16 protein-coding genes are annotated in these 17,087 nt (G+C 69.0%); 7 read left to right on the forward strand and 9 right to left on the reverse strand.

Annotation, left to right across the window (positions count from 1 at the left end; all coding sequences use genetic code 11):
• Positions 1 to 54: 54 nt before the first annotated feature.
• Positions 55 to 462 (forward strand): hypothetical protein, encoded by a 408-nt coding sequence (locus VHB92_RS11710; protein WP_325453934.1) that lies wholly within the window; start codon positions 55 to 57, stop codon positions 460 to 462.
• 18 nt (positions 463 to 480) lie between these two features.
• On the opposite strand, the gene VHB92_RS11715 is transcribed toward VHB92_RS11710, so the two are convergent.
• From VHB92_RS11715 to VHB92_RS11725, 3 genes are all read right to left on the reverse strand, one after another.
• Complete coding sequence (locus tag VHB92_RS11715; RefSeq protein WP_325453935.1) at positions 481 to 1,638, reverse strand: DUF1611 domain-containing protein; 1,158 nt, start codon at positions 1,636 to 1,638, stop codon at positions 481 to 483.
• 223 nt (positions 1,639 to 1,861) lie between these two features.
• Positions 1,862 to 4,420: an ATP-dependent Clp protease ATP-binding subunit gene (locus VHB92_RS11720; protein ID WP_325453936.1), complete on the reverse strand. Its 2,559-nt coding sequence runs from the start codon at positions 4,418 to 4,420 to the stop codon at positions 1,862 to 1,864.
• A 179-nt stretch (positions 4,421 to 4,599) separates the two neighbouring features.
• Positions 4,600 to 5,199 (reverse strand): NAD(P)H-dependent oxidoreductase, encoded by a 600-nt coding sequence (locus VHB92_RS11725; protein ID WP_325453937.1) that lies wholly within the window; start codon positions 5,197 to 5,199, stop codon positions 4,600 to 4,602.
• Between the two features lie 203 nt (positions 5,200 to 5,402).
• On the opposite strand from VHB92_RS11725, the gene VHB92_RS11730 reads away from it, so the two are divergent.
• On the forward strand, positions 5,403 to 5,999 hold the full coding sequence (locus tag VHB92_RS11730; RefSeq protein WP_325453938.1) for a helix-turn-helix domain-containing protein: 597 nt from the start codon (positions 5,403 to 5,405) through the stop codon (positions 5,997 to 5,999).
• Between the two features lie 49 nt (positions 6,000 to 6,048).
• Here the strand turns inward: VHB92_RS11730 and VHB92_RS11735 are convergent, their stop codons facing one another.
• Complete coding sequence (locus tag VHB92_RS11735; protein WP_325453939.1) at positions 6,049 to 9,495, reverse strand: esterase-like activity of phytase family protein; 3,447 nt, start codon at positions 9,493 to 9,495, stop codon at positions 6,049 to 6,051.
• 348 nt (positions 9,496 to 9,843) lie between these two features.
• Here VHB92_RS11735 and VHB92_RS11740 point away from each other — a divergent pair, with 348 nt between their 5' ends.
• From VHB92_RS11740 to ligD, 5 genes are all read left to right on the forward strand, one after another.
• Positions 9,844 to 10,248 carry a DUF7144 family membrane protein gene (locus VHB92_RS11740; protein WP_325453940.1) on the forward strand — a complete coding sequence of 135 codons (405 nt, stop codon included), beginning with the start codon at positions 9,844 to 9,846 and terminating at the stop codon, positions 10,246 to 10,248.
• Between the two features lie 96 nt (positions 10,249 to 10,344).
• Positions 10,345 to 10,800 (forward strand): MerR family DNA-binding transcriptional regulator, encoded by a 456-nt coding sequence (locus VHB92_RS11745; RefSeq protein ID WP_325453941.1) that lies wholly within the window; start codon positions 10,345 to 10,347, stop codon positions 10,798 to 10,800.
• The gene (locus tag VHB92_RS11750) at positions 10,784 to 11,104 is read left to right on the forward strand and encodes a thioredoxin family protein (protein ID WP_325453942.1); all 321 of its coding nucleotides are present in this window, start codon (positions 10,784 to 10,786) and stop codon (positions 11,102 to 11,104) included. Before VHB92_RS11745 ends, VHB92_RS11750 begins: the two co-directional genes overlap by 17 nt.
• 111 nt (positions 11,105 to 11,215) lie before the next feature.
• Positions 11,216 to 11,629 carry a VOC family protein gene (locus VHB92_RS11755; protein ID WP_325453943.1) on the forward strand — a complete coding sequence of 138 codons (414 nt, stop codon included), beginning with the start codon at positions 11,216 to 11,218 and terminating at the stop codon, positions 11,627 to 11,629.
• An 8-nt stretch (positions 11,630 to 11,637) separates the two neighbouring features.
• Positions 11,638 to 12,687 (forward strand): non-homologous end-joining DNA ligase, encoded by a 1,050-nt coding sequence (ligD, locus tag VHB92_RS11760; RefSeq protein WP_325453944.1) that lies wholly within the window; start codon positions 11,638 to 11,640, stop codon positions 12,685 to 12,687.
• A 56-nt stretch (positions 12,688 to 12,743) separates the two neighbouring features.
• Here ligD and VHB92_RS11765 read toward each other — a convergent pair whose 3' ends face one another.
• From VHB92_RS11765 to VHB92_RS11785, 5 genes are read right to left on the reverse strand one after another with little or no spacing between them, the layout of a single operon-like run.
• Entirely contained in the window at positions 12,744 to 13,799 is a 1,056-nt protein-coding gene (locus VHB92_RS11765) for an ATP-dependent DNA ligase (protein WP_325453945.1), read from the reverse strand.
• A gap of 18 nt (positions 13,800 to 13,817) precedes the next feature.
• Positions 13,818 to 14,696 (reverse strand): DNA-3-methyladenine glycosylase family protein, encoded by an 879-nt coding sequence (locus VHB92_RS11770; RefSeq protein ID WP_325453946.1) that lies wholly within the window; start codon positions 14,694 to 14,696, stop codon positions 13,818 to 13,820.
• Positions 14,693 to 15,277 carry a methylated-DNA--[protein]-cysteine S-methyltransferase gene (locus VHB92_RS11775; protein WP_325453947.1) on the reverse strand — a complete coding sequence of 195 codons (585 nt, stop codon included), beginning with the start codon at positions 15,275 to 15,277 and terminating at the stop codon, positions 14,693 to 14,695. The genes VHB92_RS11770 and VHB92_RS11775 overlap by 4 nt, the downstream gene beginning before the upstream one ends.
• Positions 15,274 to 15,765, reverse strand: coding sequence for a sigma-70 family RNA polymerase sigma factor (locus VHB92_RS11780; protein WP_325453948.1), 492 nt, complete (start codon positions 15,763 to 15,765; stop codon positions 15,274 to 15,276). The genes VHB92_RS11775 and VHB92_RS11780 overlap by 4 nt, the downstream gene beginning before the upstream one ends.
• 55 nt (positions 15,766 to 15,820) lie before the next feature.
• Positions 15,821 to 16,864 (reverse strand): LLM class flavin-dependent oxidoreductase, encoded by a 1,044-nt coding sequence (locus VHB92_RS11785; RefSeq protein ID WP_325453949.1) that lies wholly within the window; start codon positions 16,862 to 16,864, stop codon positions 15,821 to 15,823.
• Positions 16,865 to 17,087: the final 223 nt, after the last annotated feature.

Raw genomic sequence — 17,087 nt, forward strand, 5'->3', positions numbered from 1 at the left:
GTTCTGTAGGGAGGCCTTCGCACGGGAGGCCGTCGCGAAAGACAGGTGACTTCTATGGCCGGCAGCAATCAGGGTCTCGTCAGAGTGATGCGCATTCTCAGCGCGATCTTCCTGTTCGTCACGGGAGGCATCCACCTGTTCCTCGTGTTCGACGGCGTTGGCGGTCTGCTCGGTACGCTGTTCGTGCTGAACGCGATCGCCGCCATCGTGCTCGCCGTCGGCGAGCTCGTGCTGCGCGGGCGGTGGCTCGCGCTGGCCACGGTGCTCGGCCTGCTGTTCCTCATCGCGTCGCTGGCCTCGCTGTTGCTGGCCCTGACGGTCGGCTTGTTCGGCATCCGGGAGACGTGGGACTTCACGCTCGTGCCCGAGACGGTCATCGTCGAGGCGATCGGGATCGTGGTGCTCGCGATCACGACGGCGCTCGTGGTGCGCAGGCCGCGAGTCGGTCTCAACGCGGCCTGACCCGGGCAGTGCTGTCGGCTAACGCCCGGTCGGCTCGAGCCGGGGGAAGGCCGACAGCACCATGTCGGCGAGGTCGTCCAGAGGTCTGGTCAGTGGATCGGTCACGGGAAGGCCGGTCGACGTCTCGAGGTCCGCGATCGCCAGGTGGATCTCGTCCGACGCCATGCCTTCATGGTTCATGGTGACGCCGATCACCCTGGTGTCGGCGAAGGCCTCGATCAGGGCGACCTCGCTCGACACGGTCGGGACGGCCATCATCGGAAAGTCGCCTAGGGTGCGCCGTCGGGGCGCGTGCTGCACGATGACAGCAGTGGCCTGGCTTCCTCGCAGGATGTGCGTGCTGCTCATGTAAGCCGGGTGGCTGAGCGCACCCTGGCCCTCGATGACGATCACGTCGGGGCTCTCGCCTCTGAAGGCGGCGACCACCTGGTTCTCAACCTCGCCTGAGCAGAACTGGGGGACGATCGCGTCCAGCGCGACGCCGTACTTCCCGCCTTGCATGATCGAGGTCTGTCCTGTGCCCACCAGAACCGCCTTGATGCCGCGCTCGTTCAGCGCCTGCACGAGCAGGGTCGACGTCGTGCGCTTGCCGACGGCGCTGTCCGTTCCGAGCACCGCGATGCGCGGGCACGTCACCTCGAAGATGCTGCCGGAGAACAGGTGCAGGTCCTTCATCTCCTTCGGCCGGCGCACATCGGTGATGGTGACGGCGTTGCGCGCGGCAGCGGCGACGAATTCCGGATCGTCGTTCAAGAATTCATGCAGCCCGTTCACGATGTGCATGCCGTGATCCATGCCGTCGAGCAGCACGGCCCGGTGTGCGGGCGACAGCAGGCCGTTCGCCGGGGCGAGCCCGAAGATCAGATAGTCGGGCATGCGCTCGGCCGCAGCGAGCGCCGAGGCGAGAGACGCGACCACAGGGATGCCGTTCGGGATGCCGTCCAGCCTGTCGCCGGCATCCTCACCGTCATGACTGCCGTCGATGACACTCAGGATGTCGTAGCGCTCCGAGAAGCGCACGAGACCGTTCGCCGTCTTGCCGTCCTGCTCTCCGAAGTGACCCTCGCAGTACACGATGGCCGTGGTCCCGACCGGTGGTCGCGGCTCGATGACGGTCGGGTCGTCGCCGACCAGCTCGTTCACGAACGGTGCGGGGAAAGGCGAGACCTGAGACATGATGCTCCTCCGAGTGGCCCAGAGGAAACGTTCGCACTCGCGAGCTTCTACGGCGAGGACGGAGAGATCTTCCCTGACGTCGACGGGAGTCGACCCCTGACGGTAGCAGTATCGCCTGAGTGCCAAGGGAGGGCGCAGTCCGACCGCGATCGCACACGCGAAGGGGCCCCGATGCCGTCGCATCGGGGCCCCGTGTCTGCCAGGGGTGCTGTCGCGCCGTGGGTTACGCGGCGGTCGACATCCGCTCGCGCGAGCTGACGAGGAGCTCGCCCTCCGCCGCGTCCACGTGGATCGCGCCGCCATCGTCGATGGCACCGCTCACGAGCAGGTCGGCGATGCGGTCGTCCACCTCGCGTTGGATGACGCGGCGCAGCGGGCGGGCGCCGAACTCGGGCTCGTACCCGTGGTCCGCGATCCACTCGACGGCGGCATCCGTCACCGTCAGGGTCACGTCGCGCGGGGCGAGGCGGGTCTGCGTGGCCCGCAGCAGCACGCGCACGATCTGCCGCAGCTGATCGCGGTCGAGCTTGCGGAACAGCACGATCTCGTCGATGCGGTTGATGAACTCGGGCCGCATGTTCTCACGCAGCTTGCCCATCACGCGATCGCGCAGCGCCTTCTCGTCGCCGAACCCGTCGGCTCCCGGCGCCACGAACCCCAGCGCTCCGCTCTTGGAGGCGAGGAACTCGCTGCCGATGTTCGAGGTCATGATGACCACGGTGTTGCGGAAGTCCACGGTGCGACCCTGGCCGTCCGTCAGGCGGCCGTCGTCCAGCACCTGCAGCAGCAGGTTGAAGATGTCCGGATGCGCCTTCTCGATCTCGTCGAACAGCAGAACGGAGTACGGGTTGCGGCGCACGCGCTCGGTGAGCTGTCCGGCCTCGTCGTAGCCGACGTATCCGGGAGGCGCGCCGATCAGACGGGCCGCCGTGTGCCGCTCGCCGAACTCGCTCATGTCGAAGCGGATCATGGCGCGCTCGGAACCGAACAGCGACGACGCGAGGGCCTTGGCGAGCTCCGTCTTGCCGACGCCTGTCGGGCCGAGGAACAGGAAGCTTCCGACCGGGCGGTTCTCGTCGCCCATGCCCGAACGGCTGCGGCGCACCGACTTGGCGACGGCCGTCACCGCGTCATCCTGTCCCACGACCCGCTCGTGCAACTCGCTCTCCAGCTTCGACAGGCGCTCCCTGTCGGCCTCGCCGATGCGCGAGACCGGGATGCCCGTCGCGCGCGAGATCACTGCCGCGATCTCCGCCTCGTCGATGACGGCATCCTGCCCCACCCGGGCACCGGCCGCCGACGCCTCGGCAAGGCGCGCCTCGACCTCGGTGATCTCGTCGCGCAGCCTCGAAGCCTCTTCGTAGCGCTCCGCCGACACGGCGGCGTTCTTCTCCGCCTCGAGGTCGGCCAGGCGCGTCAGCAGCGCGGACGCGTCCACCTGCTTGCCCAGACGGAGGCGCAGCCGCGCGCCCGCCTGGTCGATGAGGTCGATCGCCTTGTCCGGCAGGTACCTGTCGGTCACGTATCGCGCAGACAGCTCGACGGCCGAGCGGATGGCGTCGTCGGTGTACTTGACGCCGTGGTGCTCTTCGTAGGCGTGCCGAAGACCCGACAGGATCGCGACCGCGTCGTCGATGGACGGCTCGGCCACGGTCACGGGCTGGAAGCGGCGCTCCAGCGCCGGGTCCTTCTCGATCTGGCGGTACTCCTTCAGCGTGGTGGCTCCGACCAGGTGCAGGTCGCCCTTGGCGAGCCGCGGCTTCAGGATGTTCCCGGCATCCATTCCGCCCTCGCCTCCGCTTCCGGCGCCCATCACGGTGTGCACCTCGTCGATGAAGACGATGAGCTCGCCCTTGCGCTGGGCGATCTCGTCCATCAGCGTGGTGAGCCGCTCCTCGAAGTCACCGCGGTACCGCGTGCCGGCCAGCATGCCCGGCAGGTCGAGCGAGATGACGCGCTTGTCGCGCAGCTGCTCGGGAACGATGCCGTCGACGATCGCCTGGGCGAGGCCCTCGACGATCGCGGTCTTGCCCACGCCGGCCTCGCCCACCAGAACGGGGTTGTTCTTGGTGCGGCGGGACAGGATCTCCACGGTCTGCTCGATCTCGTCGACCCGGCCGATCACGGGGTCGAGACGCCTCTCGCGGGCCTCGAGCGTGAGATCGGTGCCGAACCGGTCGAGCATGGGAGTGTCGGATGCCGCAGCGCCGTCCTCCGAGCCCTCTGCAGCGCCGGCATTGACCGTCGCCGCCTCACGCATCGCTCCGGCGAGGGCCTCGGGCGTCACGCCCGCCGACTGCAGCACCTGACCGGCGGGGGAGTCCTGCGCGATCACCAGGGCGTAGAACAGGTGCTCGGGGTCGATGTACGTCGACCCGGATGCGCGCGCCACCTGGTAGGCGTGGAACAGGGTGCGCTGCGCGGAGGGCGTCAGCGCAGGAGCGTCCGTCGTCGCCTCGCCGGTCTGCGGCAGGCGCTGCTCGGCGGCGCGTACGATGCGCGCGGGATCGATGCCGATGCGCTGCATCGCCTCTGCTGCGGGGTCTTCGCCCGCCATGACGCGCAGGATGTGCAGCGCGTCGAGCTCGTTGTGCCCGTGCTCGAGCGCGAAACGGCCGGCCCGCTGCAGCACGTCCTGGGTGCGGCGGCTGAGGAAGCGGCTGATGTCGATCGAGCGGGCTGCGCGGGCGCGCTCGCCCGCCAGGTAGCGTGCGAGGAACTCGTCGAACGAGCCGCCCTCGCCGCCTGCCTCGGCACTGCCGGGGATGAAGTTCTCAGGCACTGAATCTCCTGTTGTGTCCGGTGATATCCGTTATGCCACTCGGACTTGAGCCGAGTGCTATCAACTTCAACAGCTTAGGAGCCGAGGTATTCCCGGGATCGACACCCGCTTGCGTGCCGATCCCGGGAATGGGGCGAAGGCTCGTCGACCGTGCGAGAACCCGTCGCCCGTGCGTCGTCTCAGGCGGCCCGATCCGCGTCGGCCTCGTTCTCTGCCTCCGCGCCCGCGCGCAGCGGCTCGAGCGCACGCGACCACGCGACGAGCTGATCGAGCATGGCGTGTGCGGCCGCGGTCTGCCGCTCGGCGGGAGTGAACACCGAGTAGTTCTCGAAGTCGGTGAGCAGCGACAGGTGCACAGAGGCGCGGACCCCCGCGAGCTGCAACTCGGCAGTGATGAGCCGCAGCTGCTCGACGGCGCGTGCGCCGCCCACGCTGCCGTACCCCACGAACGCGGCTCCCTTGTTGTTCCACTCCTGGTAGACGTAGTCCAGAGCGTTCTTGAGCGCTCCCGAGATCGAGTGGTTGTACTCCGGTGTCACGAACACGTAGCCGTCGAACTCCGCGACCTTCGCCGCCCACTCCAGAGTGTGGGAGTTCTGGTAGGCGTGCAACGAAGGGGGCATCGCTTCATCGAGGGGCGGCAGGGGGTAGTCCGCGAGATCGACGAGCTCGAACTCGGCGTCGGTGCGCTCCTTGGCGAGGTCCAGCAGCCAGTGTGCGACGGCTTCGCCGTTGCGCCCTGGCCTGGTGCTGCCGAGGATGATTCCGATCTTGGTCATGGTTCTCCTTGTGTTGTCGAAAGTCGCGGCGCTGTCGTTGTCGCGGTGCCCCATCTGCCCACCGCATGCGACGGATCGGCCGGGAAGGCCGAGCACCGCACGTTTGTTACCGAGAGTGCCCAACACCGTCCGCGGCGGTTCTCATCCCGCCGATCCATGAGCACTTTGAAGTGCCTCAGGCACACAGAAGGAACTTTTCCGAGATGACGCCGCATACCGCCTCCACCGATTTCGCAGCCGACCGGGGCGCCGCGCCAGGCACAGCCGCGAGCACCGCCACCGCGATCGCCGCCGCCGCGCCGGCCGGCCTCCCCGCTGCCGACGCGCCTCTCGAGGTCCCCGCCGCCAGCCACGCCGTCGTCCTCGACGAGCATGCGCCGGCTCGCCTCGAGCCCAGCGCGGCCGACGACGCGCTGGCCGACTCGCTCGTGCGCTGCACCGAGGAGGGCGACGGCGCGCGCGAGCTCGTGCGCGACATCCTGGACCGCGTGTCCGACAAATGGACCATGCTCGTGATCCGCGGGCTGGCTGACGGCCCCGTGCGGTTCACCGGGTTGCTGACGAGTGTGGAGGGCATCTCGCAGCGGATGCTCACCCGCACGCTCCGTGCCCTGCAGCGCGACGGCATGGTGGTGCGCACGGCGTACGCCGAGGTCCCTCCGCGCGTGGAGTACGAGCTGACCGACCTCGGCCGCTCCATGGTGCTGCCGGTGGTGGCGCTTGTGGACTGGGCGCTCGACCACCGGCAGGAGGTCACCGCGAATCGGATGCGCTTCGACGGCGGGGGAGACCGGCTCTAGTCCGCCTCGCCCCGCCGTCCACGCATCTTGCGGGCGGGATGCCCGGGGGTTACGGCAGCTTCGCGATGAGGTTCAGCACGCGTGTGGTCTGCGACGCACCGAAGTTGTCGTCGCTGATCAGCGAGACGCCCGCGAGGTGCAGCGGCCCGGTGGAGAACGTCACGGCCATGCCCTCGAAGTTGTCCAGCAACGGGTTGGCCTGGGTCTCCTTAGCGGCAGCGCCGAGCGTCGGGCACTGCACGAGGTCGGCGACGAGCGTCTTCCGCAGCGCCGACGACGGCGCCGTCGAGAGGTTGCCGATGCCGCTCACGTCACGTGCGCTGTGCAGTCCGGTGACCGCGTAGAGGTTCACCGAGTTGCCGATGGAAGGCGACCACGCGGCCTCCTCCACGAGCAGAGAGTCCTTGCCGTAGGCGGCGACCTCCGGGATCCGCATGCCGGGCTCGGCTCGGTACTCCACCTGCTTCGAGAGCTTCCACGCGCGCTTGCCGTGCTGCGTGTACACCAGCAGGCGGTGGGCAGTGGCGTCTCCGTCCGCCGAGACGTCGCCGGAGAGCGCACCCTCCATCGCGGCGACGATCGTCTTGCCGTCCGGGGTGATGGTCAGGCCCTCCAGCGTGGCGTTCGCCGTCGCCTCGCCTGCCGGTGTCGTGCCTGCCACCGCGAACCGCGCCGGAACGGGAAGAGACGCCTTCTGGATGCCGTCGCGTCCGAAGATCCGGATCGACGGCTCCGTCTCGCTGCTGACCACGAAGTCGCCGTCGGGCAGCACCGCGAGCCCTTCGTTGTCGCTGTCCTGCCCGTTGTACGGCGTGCCGTCCTGGCGCTTGAGCACGAGCGGATCTCTGGTCACCGTCGGATGCGTGAGGGACGAGAGGAACCAGATCCGCGCCGGATCCGTGCCGTTGTTGTCCACCGCGGAGACGTAGCCGCCGCTGCGCGCATCGCGAGCGAGCGAGGACAGCCCGCCCACCTGCGCGCCGTGGTAGGTGGTCTTGTCGAGGGCATCCGAGTACCCGGTGGCGACCGCGGACGGCCCGCATCGCTTCGACTGCAGCCCGGGGAGCGCCCACGGCTTCGCGCCTGCGGTGATGGCGACCTCCTGCGGATCGTGGTCGCTCACCTGGTCAGGGAACTCGGAGTTCACGTGCACGACCTGGTAGTCCGGCTTGCCGACTCCCGGCGTGACGAGAATGTGGTCGAGCACCTCGGAGATGCCGTCGTACACGTACGTGTACTGCTGGTTCTTCGGCAGCGTCGTGATGAGATCGCGCAGGATCGGCTTGCCGGCCGCCGCCCCGGTGAGCGTCTGCAGGGCGGGGCTGAACTGGTAGTCGTTGAGGTCGCCGGCGACCACCACCTTGGACTCCTTGTCCGCTTTGAGCAGGGAGGCGACGAAGTCGTGCACCTCGGTGGCCTGCTTGGCGCGCTGCACGGCGGAGGACTGCTGCGGGTACTGGAAGCGCCCGTCCGCGTTCTGGTCGCCGAGCTTCGAGTCGAAGTGGTTGCCGATCACGAACACGTTCTCGCCGCGGAACAGGAACTCGCCGACGAGCGGCTTGCGGCTGTCGTCCCACGCGTCGCTCGTCGGGTCGATGCGACCGGGGGAGAGCGTCACGTCGGGCCTGCCGCGCTCCTTCACCACGGCCGTCGCCGTCGTCGAGCGGTCGACGTTCGCGCCGCCCCGATCGACGAACGAGACCCTGGTCGGGTCGAAGAGGAACGCGACCCGGATGTTTCCGCCCGGTTGGCCGCCGTCCTGGTCGTTGACGGGGTCGATCTCGCGCCAGTCGTAGAGCGGCCCGCCGGCGGACCGGATGGCCTGCGTGAGCCGGGTCAGTGTCTGGTCCGCCGCCACGGTTCCGGAGTCGGCCGCCCCGTCGTCGTCCTGCACCTCCTCCAGCGCGACGATGTCGGGGGATGCGAGGTTCGTCACCACGCCCTGAGCGAGCCTGGTGTACTTCTCGGCAGCATCGCCCGGCGCGAGGTTCTCGACGTTGTAGGTGGCGACCGAGAGCTGGTCGTCGGACGCCGGTCGGGCTACGACGGGCTTCAGCCCTCCCGCGGTCTTCTGACCGAGCTGCGTCGCCGCGATCAGGTAGCCGCCGTACAGCGAGTAGTCGATCGGGCCCACGGTGGCGCCCGCGAGCACGTCGCCGACGGTCAGCGTGGGATGCGAGCCGTCGGCCGGTACCACTTCCAGCCGGCCGGACGGCGTCTCGTTCTCGCCCGTGAGCAGCGTCCCGCCGCGGTAGCTGGCGTTCTGGTCCGGCCTGGTGGTGATGTACTGCTCTCCGTACGCGTCGCTGGGGCCGACGACGCGGGCGTCATCCACCTCGGCCCGCATGCCCTCGATCGACTCGTAGAAATCGAGCGCCGAGCGGGACGGCGTGATCGGCGTCGTCTCGATGTTCCCGCCGCCCAGATCGGGCGCGTACCGGTCGGGGACGCTCGTCGGGTCCAGCACGACGGCCGCAGGGAGCGGGTTGCCATGGGAGACCGTGAAGACCTGCGGGTTCTGCAGTTCCGTGATGGACAGGTTCGAGGTCGCCGAAGGGGTGTCCCCGCTGGCCAGCGGGTAGTAGTCCTTCACGGTCGCCGACACGAGCACGGAGTCGCCCGCGGCCACCGACGGCGCGCTGCCGGTGTACACGAACACGCCCTCGCTGGTGGCGGCATCCGAGTCGGGGTCGGGGTCCTGCATCCAGAACCCTCTGCTCGAGCCGGATGCTCGCACGCCTGTCACGACGCCAGGCACGTTCGTCACGTGCTGGCCGTTCAACGGGGAGACGAAGCTCGTTCCCTGGATGTCGTGGATGCGCGTGGTCCCGGGAGTCGGCGGCGTGCCGCCGTCCCCGTCGCCCGGCGCGGTCGCTGCGGCCGGCGTCGGAGAGCCGGACGTGAAGTCGGCCGCGTTGTCGTCGCTGTCCGGCGCGTCGGTGCGCTGCACCGACGCGGTGTTCGACGCCCCCGTCGCGTCGGAGCCCTCCGAGATCGCTGCCGTTCCGAAGCCGACCAGGTCGACGGATGCCGCGACACACGACGGGCCGTCCGCGCACGTGAGAGCCGTGGCACCGGAGACGAGCGCGACCGTCCCGTCCGTCGCCGACATGGCGATGCCCCCGGTCGCGTCAGGAGTCGGAAGCGGCGTCGAGCCGGAATTCCCCTTCGCCTCGCCGATCAGGTAGAACGAGCCGGGCGCGATGCTGCCGGACAGCTGCGTGACCTGCCAGGCACCGGTCGCGGACTTGGAGTGGTACTGCACCGACCAGCCGTCGAGGTCGACGGAGGAGGTGCCGCGGTTCGCGAGCTCGATGAAGTCGTTCGTGTACGTCGCACCGGAATTGCCGCCTCCGCCGTAGACCTCGTCGATCACCACCCCGCTGGACGGCGCGGCCTCGGCCGCAGTCGTCGCCACCACGGCGGCGCCCAGCATGCTGAGCACGGCGACCCCTGTCGCGACCCCTCTTCCGACACGTGTGAACCGCGTGTGCATATTCGATTCCCCTTCGACGCATGCCACCCAATCAGGTGACAGTGAACCGTGTGTGAAGTCGCAGCGAAAGGTCGTTCGCACCGTTCGCTCATTCGCGCAGACCGCCGCGAGCCTCTCGAAGGCGCGGAAGTGGGACAGTCTGGTCGACGAGCTCAACCGACGGTGCTTTCACCGCGACCGAGCCTGTCGAAACCCGGCGGCCGCGGTCACCGCGGGTTGAGCCTGTCGAAACCCGGGACCGGGACAGACTGGTTTCGACGAGTTCGACCGGTCGTAACTGCACCGCGGGTTGAGCCTCTCGAAGCCCGGCAGCGCGACAGACTTGGCTCGACGTCGACTGGAGGATGAATGAACGCAACAGCCCGCCGCCCCCTCGGCGTGACCCTCATCGCCGTGCTCGCCTGGATCGAGGGCGCGTTCAACATCCTCGCCGGGGTGCTGCTGCTGGTGTTCCAGCACGAGCCGAGCGTCTCTAGCGCGTGGTCGAGCAGTGCTTCGCTCATCACCTCGGCGATCCTCACCATCTTGTTCGGAGTGGTCGTCGTGCTCGTCGCAGGAGGGCTGCTCCGCGGATCGAGCGGTGCGCGCATCATCGTCACGATCGTGCAGATCCTCGCCATCGTGGCGGATGCCTTCACGGCATGGGCCTTTCCCGACCAGTTCGCCTGGTCGGCCGTGAGCGCCCTGATCTCGCTGATCATCATCATCCTGCTCTGGACGGGGCGGGCATCCGACTTCTTCCGCTCGCACTAGACGTCGGTCGGGCCGGCTCGACCACTTGACCTTGCCCCACGGGGCAACGTCTACCGTGGTGCGGACGGAGCATCGACAAGGCACGGGGAGGAACGCATGAGGATCGGCGAAGTCGCACGTCGCGCCGGTGTCAGCGCGAAGACCGTTCGTCACTACGAGTCGCTGGGGCTCGTCGACTCCACGCGGCTGTCGAACGGATACCGCGACTACGCCGACGACGTTCCCCGCCTCGTCGCCGAGGCACACGCCCTGGTGCGGGTCGGGCTGAGACTGGAACAGACCCGCCCGTTCCTGGACTGCCTGAACGACGGGAGCGACAACGCTGACGACTGCGCGACGACCAGGCCCGCCTATCGGGCGGCGATCGACGATCTCAGTACGCGGATCGAGGAGCTTCAGCGGCGGCGTTCGGCGCTTCAAGCACTGCTCGCGGCGGCGGAATCCAGGGAAGATCCCGGATGCGCGTTCTCGCAGCTCGTTCCCGGGTTTACCGTGCCGACCTCCGTCGAGCCACCGAGCGAAAGGGAGCACCACCATGGTCACCGCCGATGAGACGACGTTCGATTCCGTCCTGGGGCAGGCCGAGCTGCCGGTTCTGGTCTACTTCTGGGCGACCTGGTGCGGACCGTGCCGGGTGCTCGGACCGACGCTGGAACGCATCGAGGCCGACACCGAGGGCGCGTTCACGATCGTGAAGATCAACGCGGACGACTGTCCGCAACTTGCAGCCAGGTACCGGGTGATGGCGGTGCCCACGATGAAGCTCATCGTCGGAGGCGAGGTGGTGCGCACCATCGTCGGCTCGAAGCCCAGGGCCGCGCTGGAGGCTGAGCTGTCCCCGGTGCTCGCCGGCTGATCCGCGCGGGCTGATCCGCCGGACGATCCACGCTGGGTGATCCGCATCGGGTGATGACGTGCGCTAGTTGTGCGGGTAGCGTGTGCGGCAAACGGACGAAGGAGAAGTGCCATGTCTGTCACCCTCAACCCCTACCTGAGCTTCCGTGACAACGCCCGCGAAGCCATGGAGTTCTACCAGACGGTCTTCGGCGGCGACCTGACGGTGAGCACGTTCCGGGACTTCCACATGACCGAGGACGAGAGCGAGCTCGACAAGGTCATGCACGCCCAGCTCAACGCGCCGGAGGGCATCGTGCTGATGGGTGCCGACACGCCGAACAGCATGGAGTACACACCGGGCGGCTCGATCACCGTCTCTCTCAGCGGCGACGACGAGGCGGCTCTGCGCGGGTACTGGGATCGCCTGTCGCAGGGAGCGACCGTCGTGCAGCCGCTGGAGAAGGCGCCATGGGGCGACTCGTTCGGCATGCTGACGGACAGGTTCGGCACCGGCTGGATGGTCAACATCGCGGGCCAGGCCTGAGCCCGCGCATGGCAGACGAGACCACTCTCGAGGTTCCCGGCCCCGACGGCACGCGCTCCGTGCGCATTAGCCATCCCGGGCGTGTCGTCTACCCGGAGGTGGGCATCACGAAGCTCGACCTCGCGGAATACCTCCTGGCGGTGTCCGGACCGTTCCTGTCGGCCAACGGCGACCGTCCGATCTCGCTCCAGCGGTTCAGGGACACCATCGACGGCGAGCAGTTCTTCTCGAAGAATCCGCCGCGGGGTGCGCCTGCCTACATCCGCGAGGTGAAGGTGGTCTATCCGAGCGCGCGATCGCATCCGCAGCTCGTGCTGGACGAGCCGGCGTCGGCGGTGTGGGCGGTGCAGATGGGCACCGTCGTCTTCCACCCCTGGCCGTCCCGCGCCGAGAACTCCGACAATCCCGACCAGTTCCGCATCGACCTCGACCCGCAGCCGGGAACGGGCTTCGAGGAGGCCGTGCCTGCCGCCATCGCGCTGCGGGCCGTGCTGGCCGAGGCGGGACTGGATGCCTACGTGAAGACCTCGGGAAATCGCGGCCTTCACGTGTTCGCACCCATCAGGCCCGAGCACGAGTTCCTCGACGTGCGGCACGCCGTCATCGCTGCAGCGAGGGAGCTCGAGCGGCGGATGCCCCACGCCGTCACGACGGCGTGGTGGAAGGAGGAGCGCGGGCGCAAGATCTTCGTCGACTTCAACCAGGCGAATCGTGACCGCACGATGGCCGGCGCGTACAGCCCCCGGCCGTTACCGCACGCGCCCGTGTCCTGCCCCGTCACCTGGGACGAGCTGGAGTCCGTCGATCCGCGATCCTTCACGGTGCTGACGGTGCCGAAGAGGCTCGAGGAGGTCGGGGACGCCTGGGCCGACTTCGCGGAGCGCCCTGGCAGCATCGACGTGCTGCTGTCGTGGTGGCAACGCGACCTCGACAACGGGCTGGGCGAGCTTCCCTTCCCGCCCGACTACCCGAAGATGCCGGGCGAGCCGCCGCGAGTGCAGCCGAGCAAGAAGGTGGCCGAGAACTGGGACGAGAACGGCAACCGCACCGCCGGTTGAGCCCGTCGAAACCGCCCCGCTCACCGTCGGCTCACCGTCGCCCGCGGCGCTGCCTCTCAGGCGAGCACGTCGGACAGGTCGTACGCGACGGGCCGGTCCAGCTGGTCGAACGTGCACGAGCGCGGCTCTCGGTCATCCCGCCACCGCTCGAACTGCACGGTGTGGCGGAACCGCTGGCCCTCCAGCTGGTCGTAGCGCACCTCGATGACACGTTCCGGCCGCAGCTTGACGAACGAGACGTCTTTGCTCGATGAGAACCGGCTGCGGTCGGTAGCGCCCTTCACCATCTCGCCGTTCTCGTCTCGCTCGACTAGCGGCTCGAGCTCGTCGACGAGCTCCTTGCGCCGTTTGTCGCTGAAGGCGGATGCGCCGCCCACGTTCCGCAGCACGTCGTCGTCGTCGTAGAGACCGAGCAGCAGCGAGCCGACGCCGTGGCCGCTGGAGTGTACGCGGTACCCGAGCAGCACCACGTCGGCGGTGCGGTGGTGCTTCACCTTGAGCATGGCGCGCTTGCCGGGGGCGTACGCCGCCGCGAGCGGTTTGGCGACCACCCCGTCGAGTCCGGCCCCCTCGAACTCGACGAGCCAGCGGCGCGCGAGCTCGACATCCGTTGTGGTCTGCACGAGGTAGAGCGGATGCCGCCAGCCCGCGGCGAGCTTCTCCAGCGCAGTCCGCCGTTCCGCGAACGGCCGTTCCATGAAGTTCTCGCCTTCGAGCGAGAGCAGATCGAACGCGACGAACATGGCCGGCCTCGTCTCGGACAGATGAGCGATCCGGCTGGCGGCGGGATGGATGCGCTGCGACAGCGCCTCCCAGTCCAGACGTTCCGAGCCGCTGCGGCCTGTGCGCACGACGATCTCGCCGTCGACGATGCACGGTGGCAGCTGTTGGGCGAACGCCTCGACGAGCTCGGGGAAGTAGCGGGTGAGCGGCTTGGACCCGCGGCTTCCGATGGTCACCTCCCGCTCGTCGTCGGCGCCGGCTTCGACGCCGACGATGCCTCGGAAGCCGTCCCATTTCGGCTCGTAGGACAGTCCGCCCGCTACGGCATCGGGCTCGGGAACGGCGTCGACGGCACGGGCGAGCATGGGTGCGGGAAGCGAGGCGGCCATCATCCGATCATGCCGCGATCAGGCGCTGGACGACAGCCCGTCGATCGGGATGCCCTCGGCGTCGGCGATCCAGAGGTGCATCGTCGCGTATGCGCGCCAGGGCCGCCACCGCTCGCCGAGCTCCAGTGCTGCCGCGGGAGAGATCCCGCCCAGAGAGCGCCGCAGCACGAGATCGCCGACCGGATAGGCGTCGGGATCCCTCAGCACCCGCAGGGCGATGTAGTCCACGGTCCACGGGCCGATGCCCGGCAGGGCGAGCAGCCGCGCGCGAACGTCGGCGTGATCGGCGAGGCGCTCCACGCGCAGACCGGACGTGAAAGCCTCGGCCAGCGCGATGACGGTCCTCGCCCGTGCCTCGGGAATGCCGACGGCCGAGCGCAACTCCTCGAGCTCTGCCGCCGCCACGGTGGCAGCGCCCGGGAACACCGTGAGGCCGTCTCCTACTGCACGGCCGTATGCCGCAGCCAGGCGTCCGGTGAACGTCCGGCACGCGGCCAGCGACACCTGCTGGCCGAGCACGGTCTGGGCGGCCGCCTCGAAGGCATCCGGATGCCCGATCACGCGCAGCGCGGGCCGCTGACGCACCAGCGACCCCAGCACCGTATCGTCGCGGAACGCCGACTCCACCGCCTCGACGTCGGTGTCGAGGTCGAACCATTCGCGCACCGCCTCGATGACGGACGGCGTCGCCGATCCGTGCACCTCCACGCCGTCATCCCGCACGGTGACCGTGATCGGTACGGGCTTCTCGCCGGATGCCCCACCGACCAGGCGGCTCACTGTGCCGTTCTCCGGATCCACCCGCTCGACCCCCGGCACGCTGTGGCGAACGAGGGAGTCGAGCACGACATCCCGTTCCAGGCGGCCGGCCAGGAACGTCGGCGCCGCCTCGCTCACGCCGCTGCTTCCAGAGAGAGGAGCGCCCGTTTGGCGTCGAGACCGCCCACGTAGCCGCCGAGAGATCCGTCTCCGCGCAGCACCCGGTGGCACGGCACGACAACGGGGAGCGGGTTCGTCGCGCAGGCCGTGCCGACGGCGCGGAACGCACGCGGGCGCCCGGCCGCGTCGGCGAGCCGTGCGTAGCTGGTGGTGTGCCCGTACGCGATCGACGGGAGCAGGCGCTGCACCTCGCCTCTGAACCCGCGGCTGAGCGCGAAATCGAGGGGGAGATCGAACGATGTGCGGTGCCCCGCGAAGTACTCGTCCAGCTCGGCAGCCGCCCGATCCAGCCGGCCGGGCGCCTCGAGCACCCGCGGACTCACCCGGTCGGCCAGCGTCTCCAGCACCGTGTCGAAGCCCTCGCTCTCGAACGCCACCCGCACGATGCCATGCTCCGTCGCCGCGACCAGCAGCCGGCCAACCGGACTGTCGACCACACGATAGGCGACATCGACGAGGCCTCGGTCGGCGGCCTCGCGCTCGAGCCGCTCGTGCAGTGAGGCCAGGGTCGTCTCGGTCTCGTCCGTGATCTCGTTCATCGCACAGCTCCCATCGCTCCTCGGAGGGTGCGGATACCGTCGGATGCCGCTCTGCGCGCAGCCTCCGCGGTCCCGCCGATGATGTCCGCCACCTCCCGATAGGCCAGCCCGCCGAGATAGTGGTACGTCACGGCCTGTCGCTGCCGGCTGGGCAGTGCGGCGACGGCCCTGGCCACCTCGTCGGCCTCGGCTTCGGCCTCCACCTCGTCCTCCGGGATGCCGATCGTGGCCGGCCTCTCGGGGAGGCGGTCGACGGTGATAGCACGGCGGCCCTCGGACCGGATCAGGTCGATGCACGTGCGGCGTGCGATCGTGACCAGCCACGCCTCGACGTTCGCGTCCGCCGGAAGGCGCGGGTAGGCATCCAGCGCCTTCAGAAACGTCTCCGACCAGGCGTCGTCCGCGTCGTGCGCGGACAGGATCGACCGGCACACGCGCAGCACGACGGCGCCGTGCGTGCGAACGACCGACTCGAAGGGCAGGAGCATCATCACACGGTAGACGCTGCCGCCGACGAGAACGTGAGGTCCGCTGACCAGCCGGCTACGCCAGGATGTCGCGCACCATCGGGATGACCTTCGTCGCGTACAGCTCGATGGAATGCGTGAGCAGCTCGTGCGGCATGGGGCCGTTCGCGTACTTGAGATCGAACCGGTCGACGCCGAGCACGCGGATCGCCTCGGCCATGCGCTTGGCGACGGTCTCCGGCGAACCGGCGTACAGCGAGCCGTGCCGCACCTCGCTGATGAACTGCTCCTTGCTCTGCGGAGCCCATCCGCGTTCCGCGCCGATGCGGTCCATGGTGGCCTTCTGATACGGGTACAGCTGCTCCATGGCCAGCTCGTCGGTGTCGGCGATGAATCCGGGGGAGTGCATGGCCAGCGGCATCGGCTGCCTGTCCATCTGCTCCTGTGCCCGCTTGTACAGGTCGACGTACGGCGCGAAGCGGCCGGCGTTGCCCCCGATGATGGCCAGTGCCATGGGGATGCCGTACCTCACCGAGCGGATGACGCTCTCCGGGCTCCCGCCGACGCCCACCCACGCCTTGAGTCTGCCCGACTCCGTCTTCGGATAGACCTGCTGGTCGGTGAGCGGCGCTCGCACCGTTCCCGCCCAGGTCACGGGATCCTCGTTCAGCAGCAGGCTGAACAGCTCGAGCTTCTCCTCGAACAGCTTCTCGTACTGTGCGAGGTCGTATCCGAAGAGCGGGAACGACTCCGTGAACGACCCGCGTCCCACCGTGATCTCGGCTCTGCCGCCGGAGATGGCGTCGAGGGTGGCGAAGCGTTCGTAGACGCGAACGGGGTCGTCCGAGCTGAGCACGGTCACCGCGGTGCCGACGCTGATGTTCTTCGTGCGAGCGGCGATCGCGGAGAGCACGACGTCGGGCGCGCTGATGGCGAAGTCGGCGCGGTGATGCTCACCGATGCCGAAGGCGTCGACGCCGAGCTCGTCGGCGAGCACCGCCTGCTCGACGACCTCGCGGATCGTCTTCGCGCCCTGACCCTGACTCCCGTCCTCGGCGAGCGGGACGTCCCCGAACGTGTCCAAACCGAACTGCACGGCCACCACGGCCCCTTTCGTCATGTCCAGCACTCATATATGCAAATGCATAGGGCGCCAACGTCGCCGACCCCGCCATCATTCCGTCGATGCGCGGTTCGGTCGACCACCGCGGCCTGGGGAAGTCCGCGTCACGAGGGCGGCCGCGCCTCGCCATAGCTGCGCCACGGCCGGTCCGCATGGCGGCGCAGCCGACGGCTCGGCACCAGAAGGAGCCGCATCACGCTCGCGCGCAAGGGGTGGGTGC

Origin of the sequence: Humibacter sp., from assembly GCF_035547335.1 — a bacterium.
In the GTDB taxonomy this organism is placed as follows: Bacteria; Actinomycetota; Actinomycetes; order Actinomycetales; family Microbacteriaceae; genus Humibacter.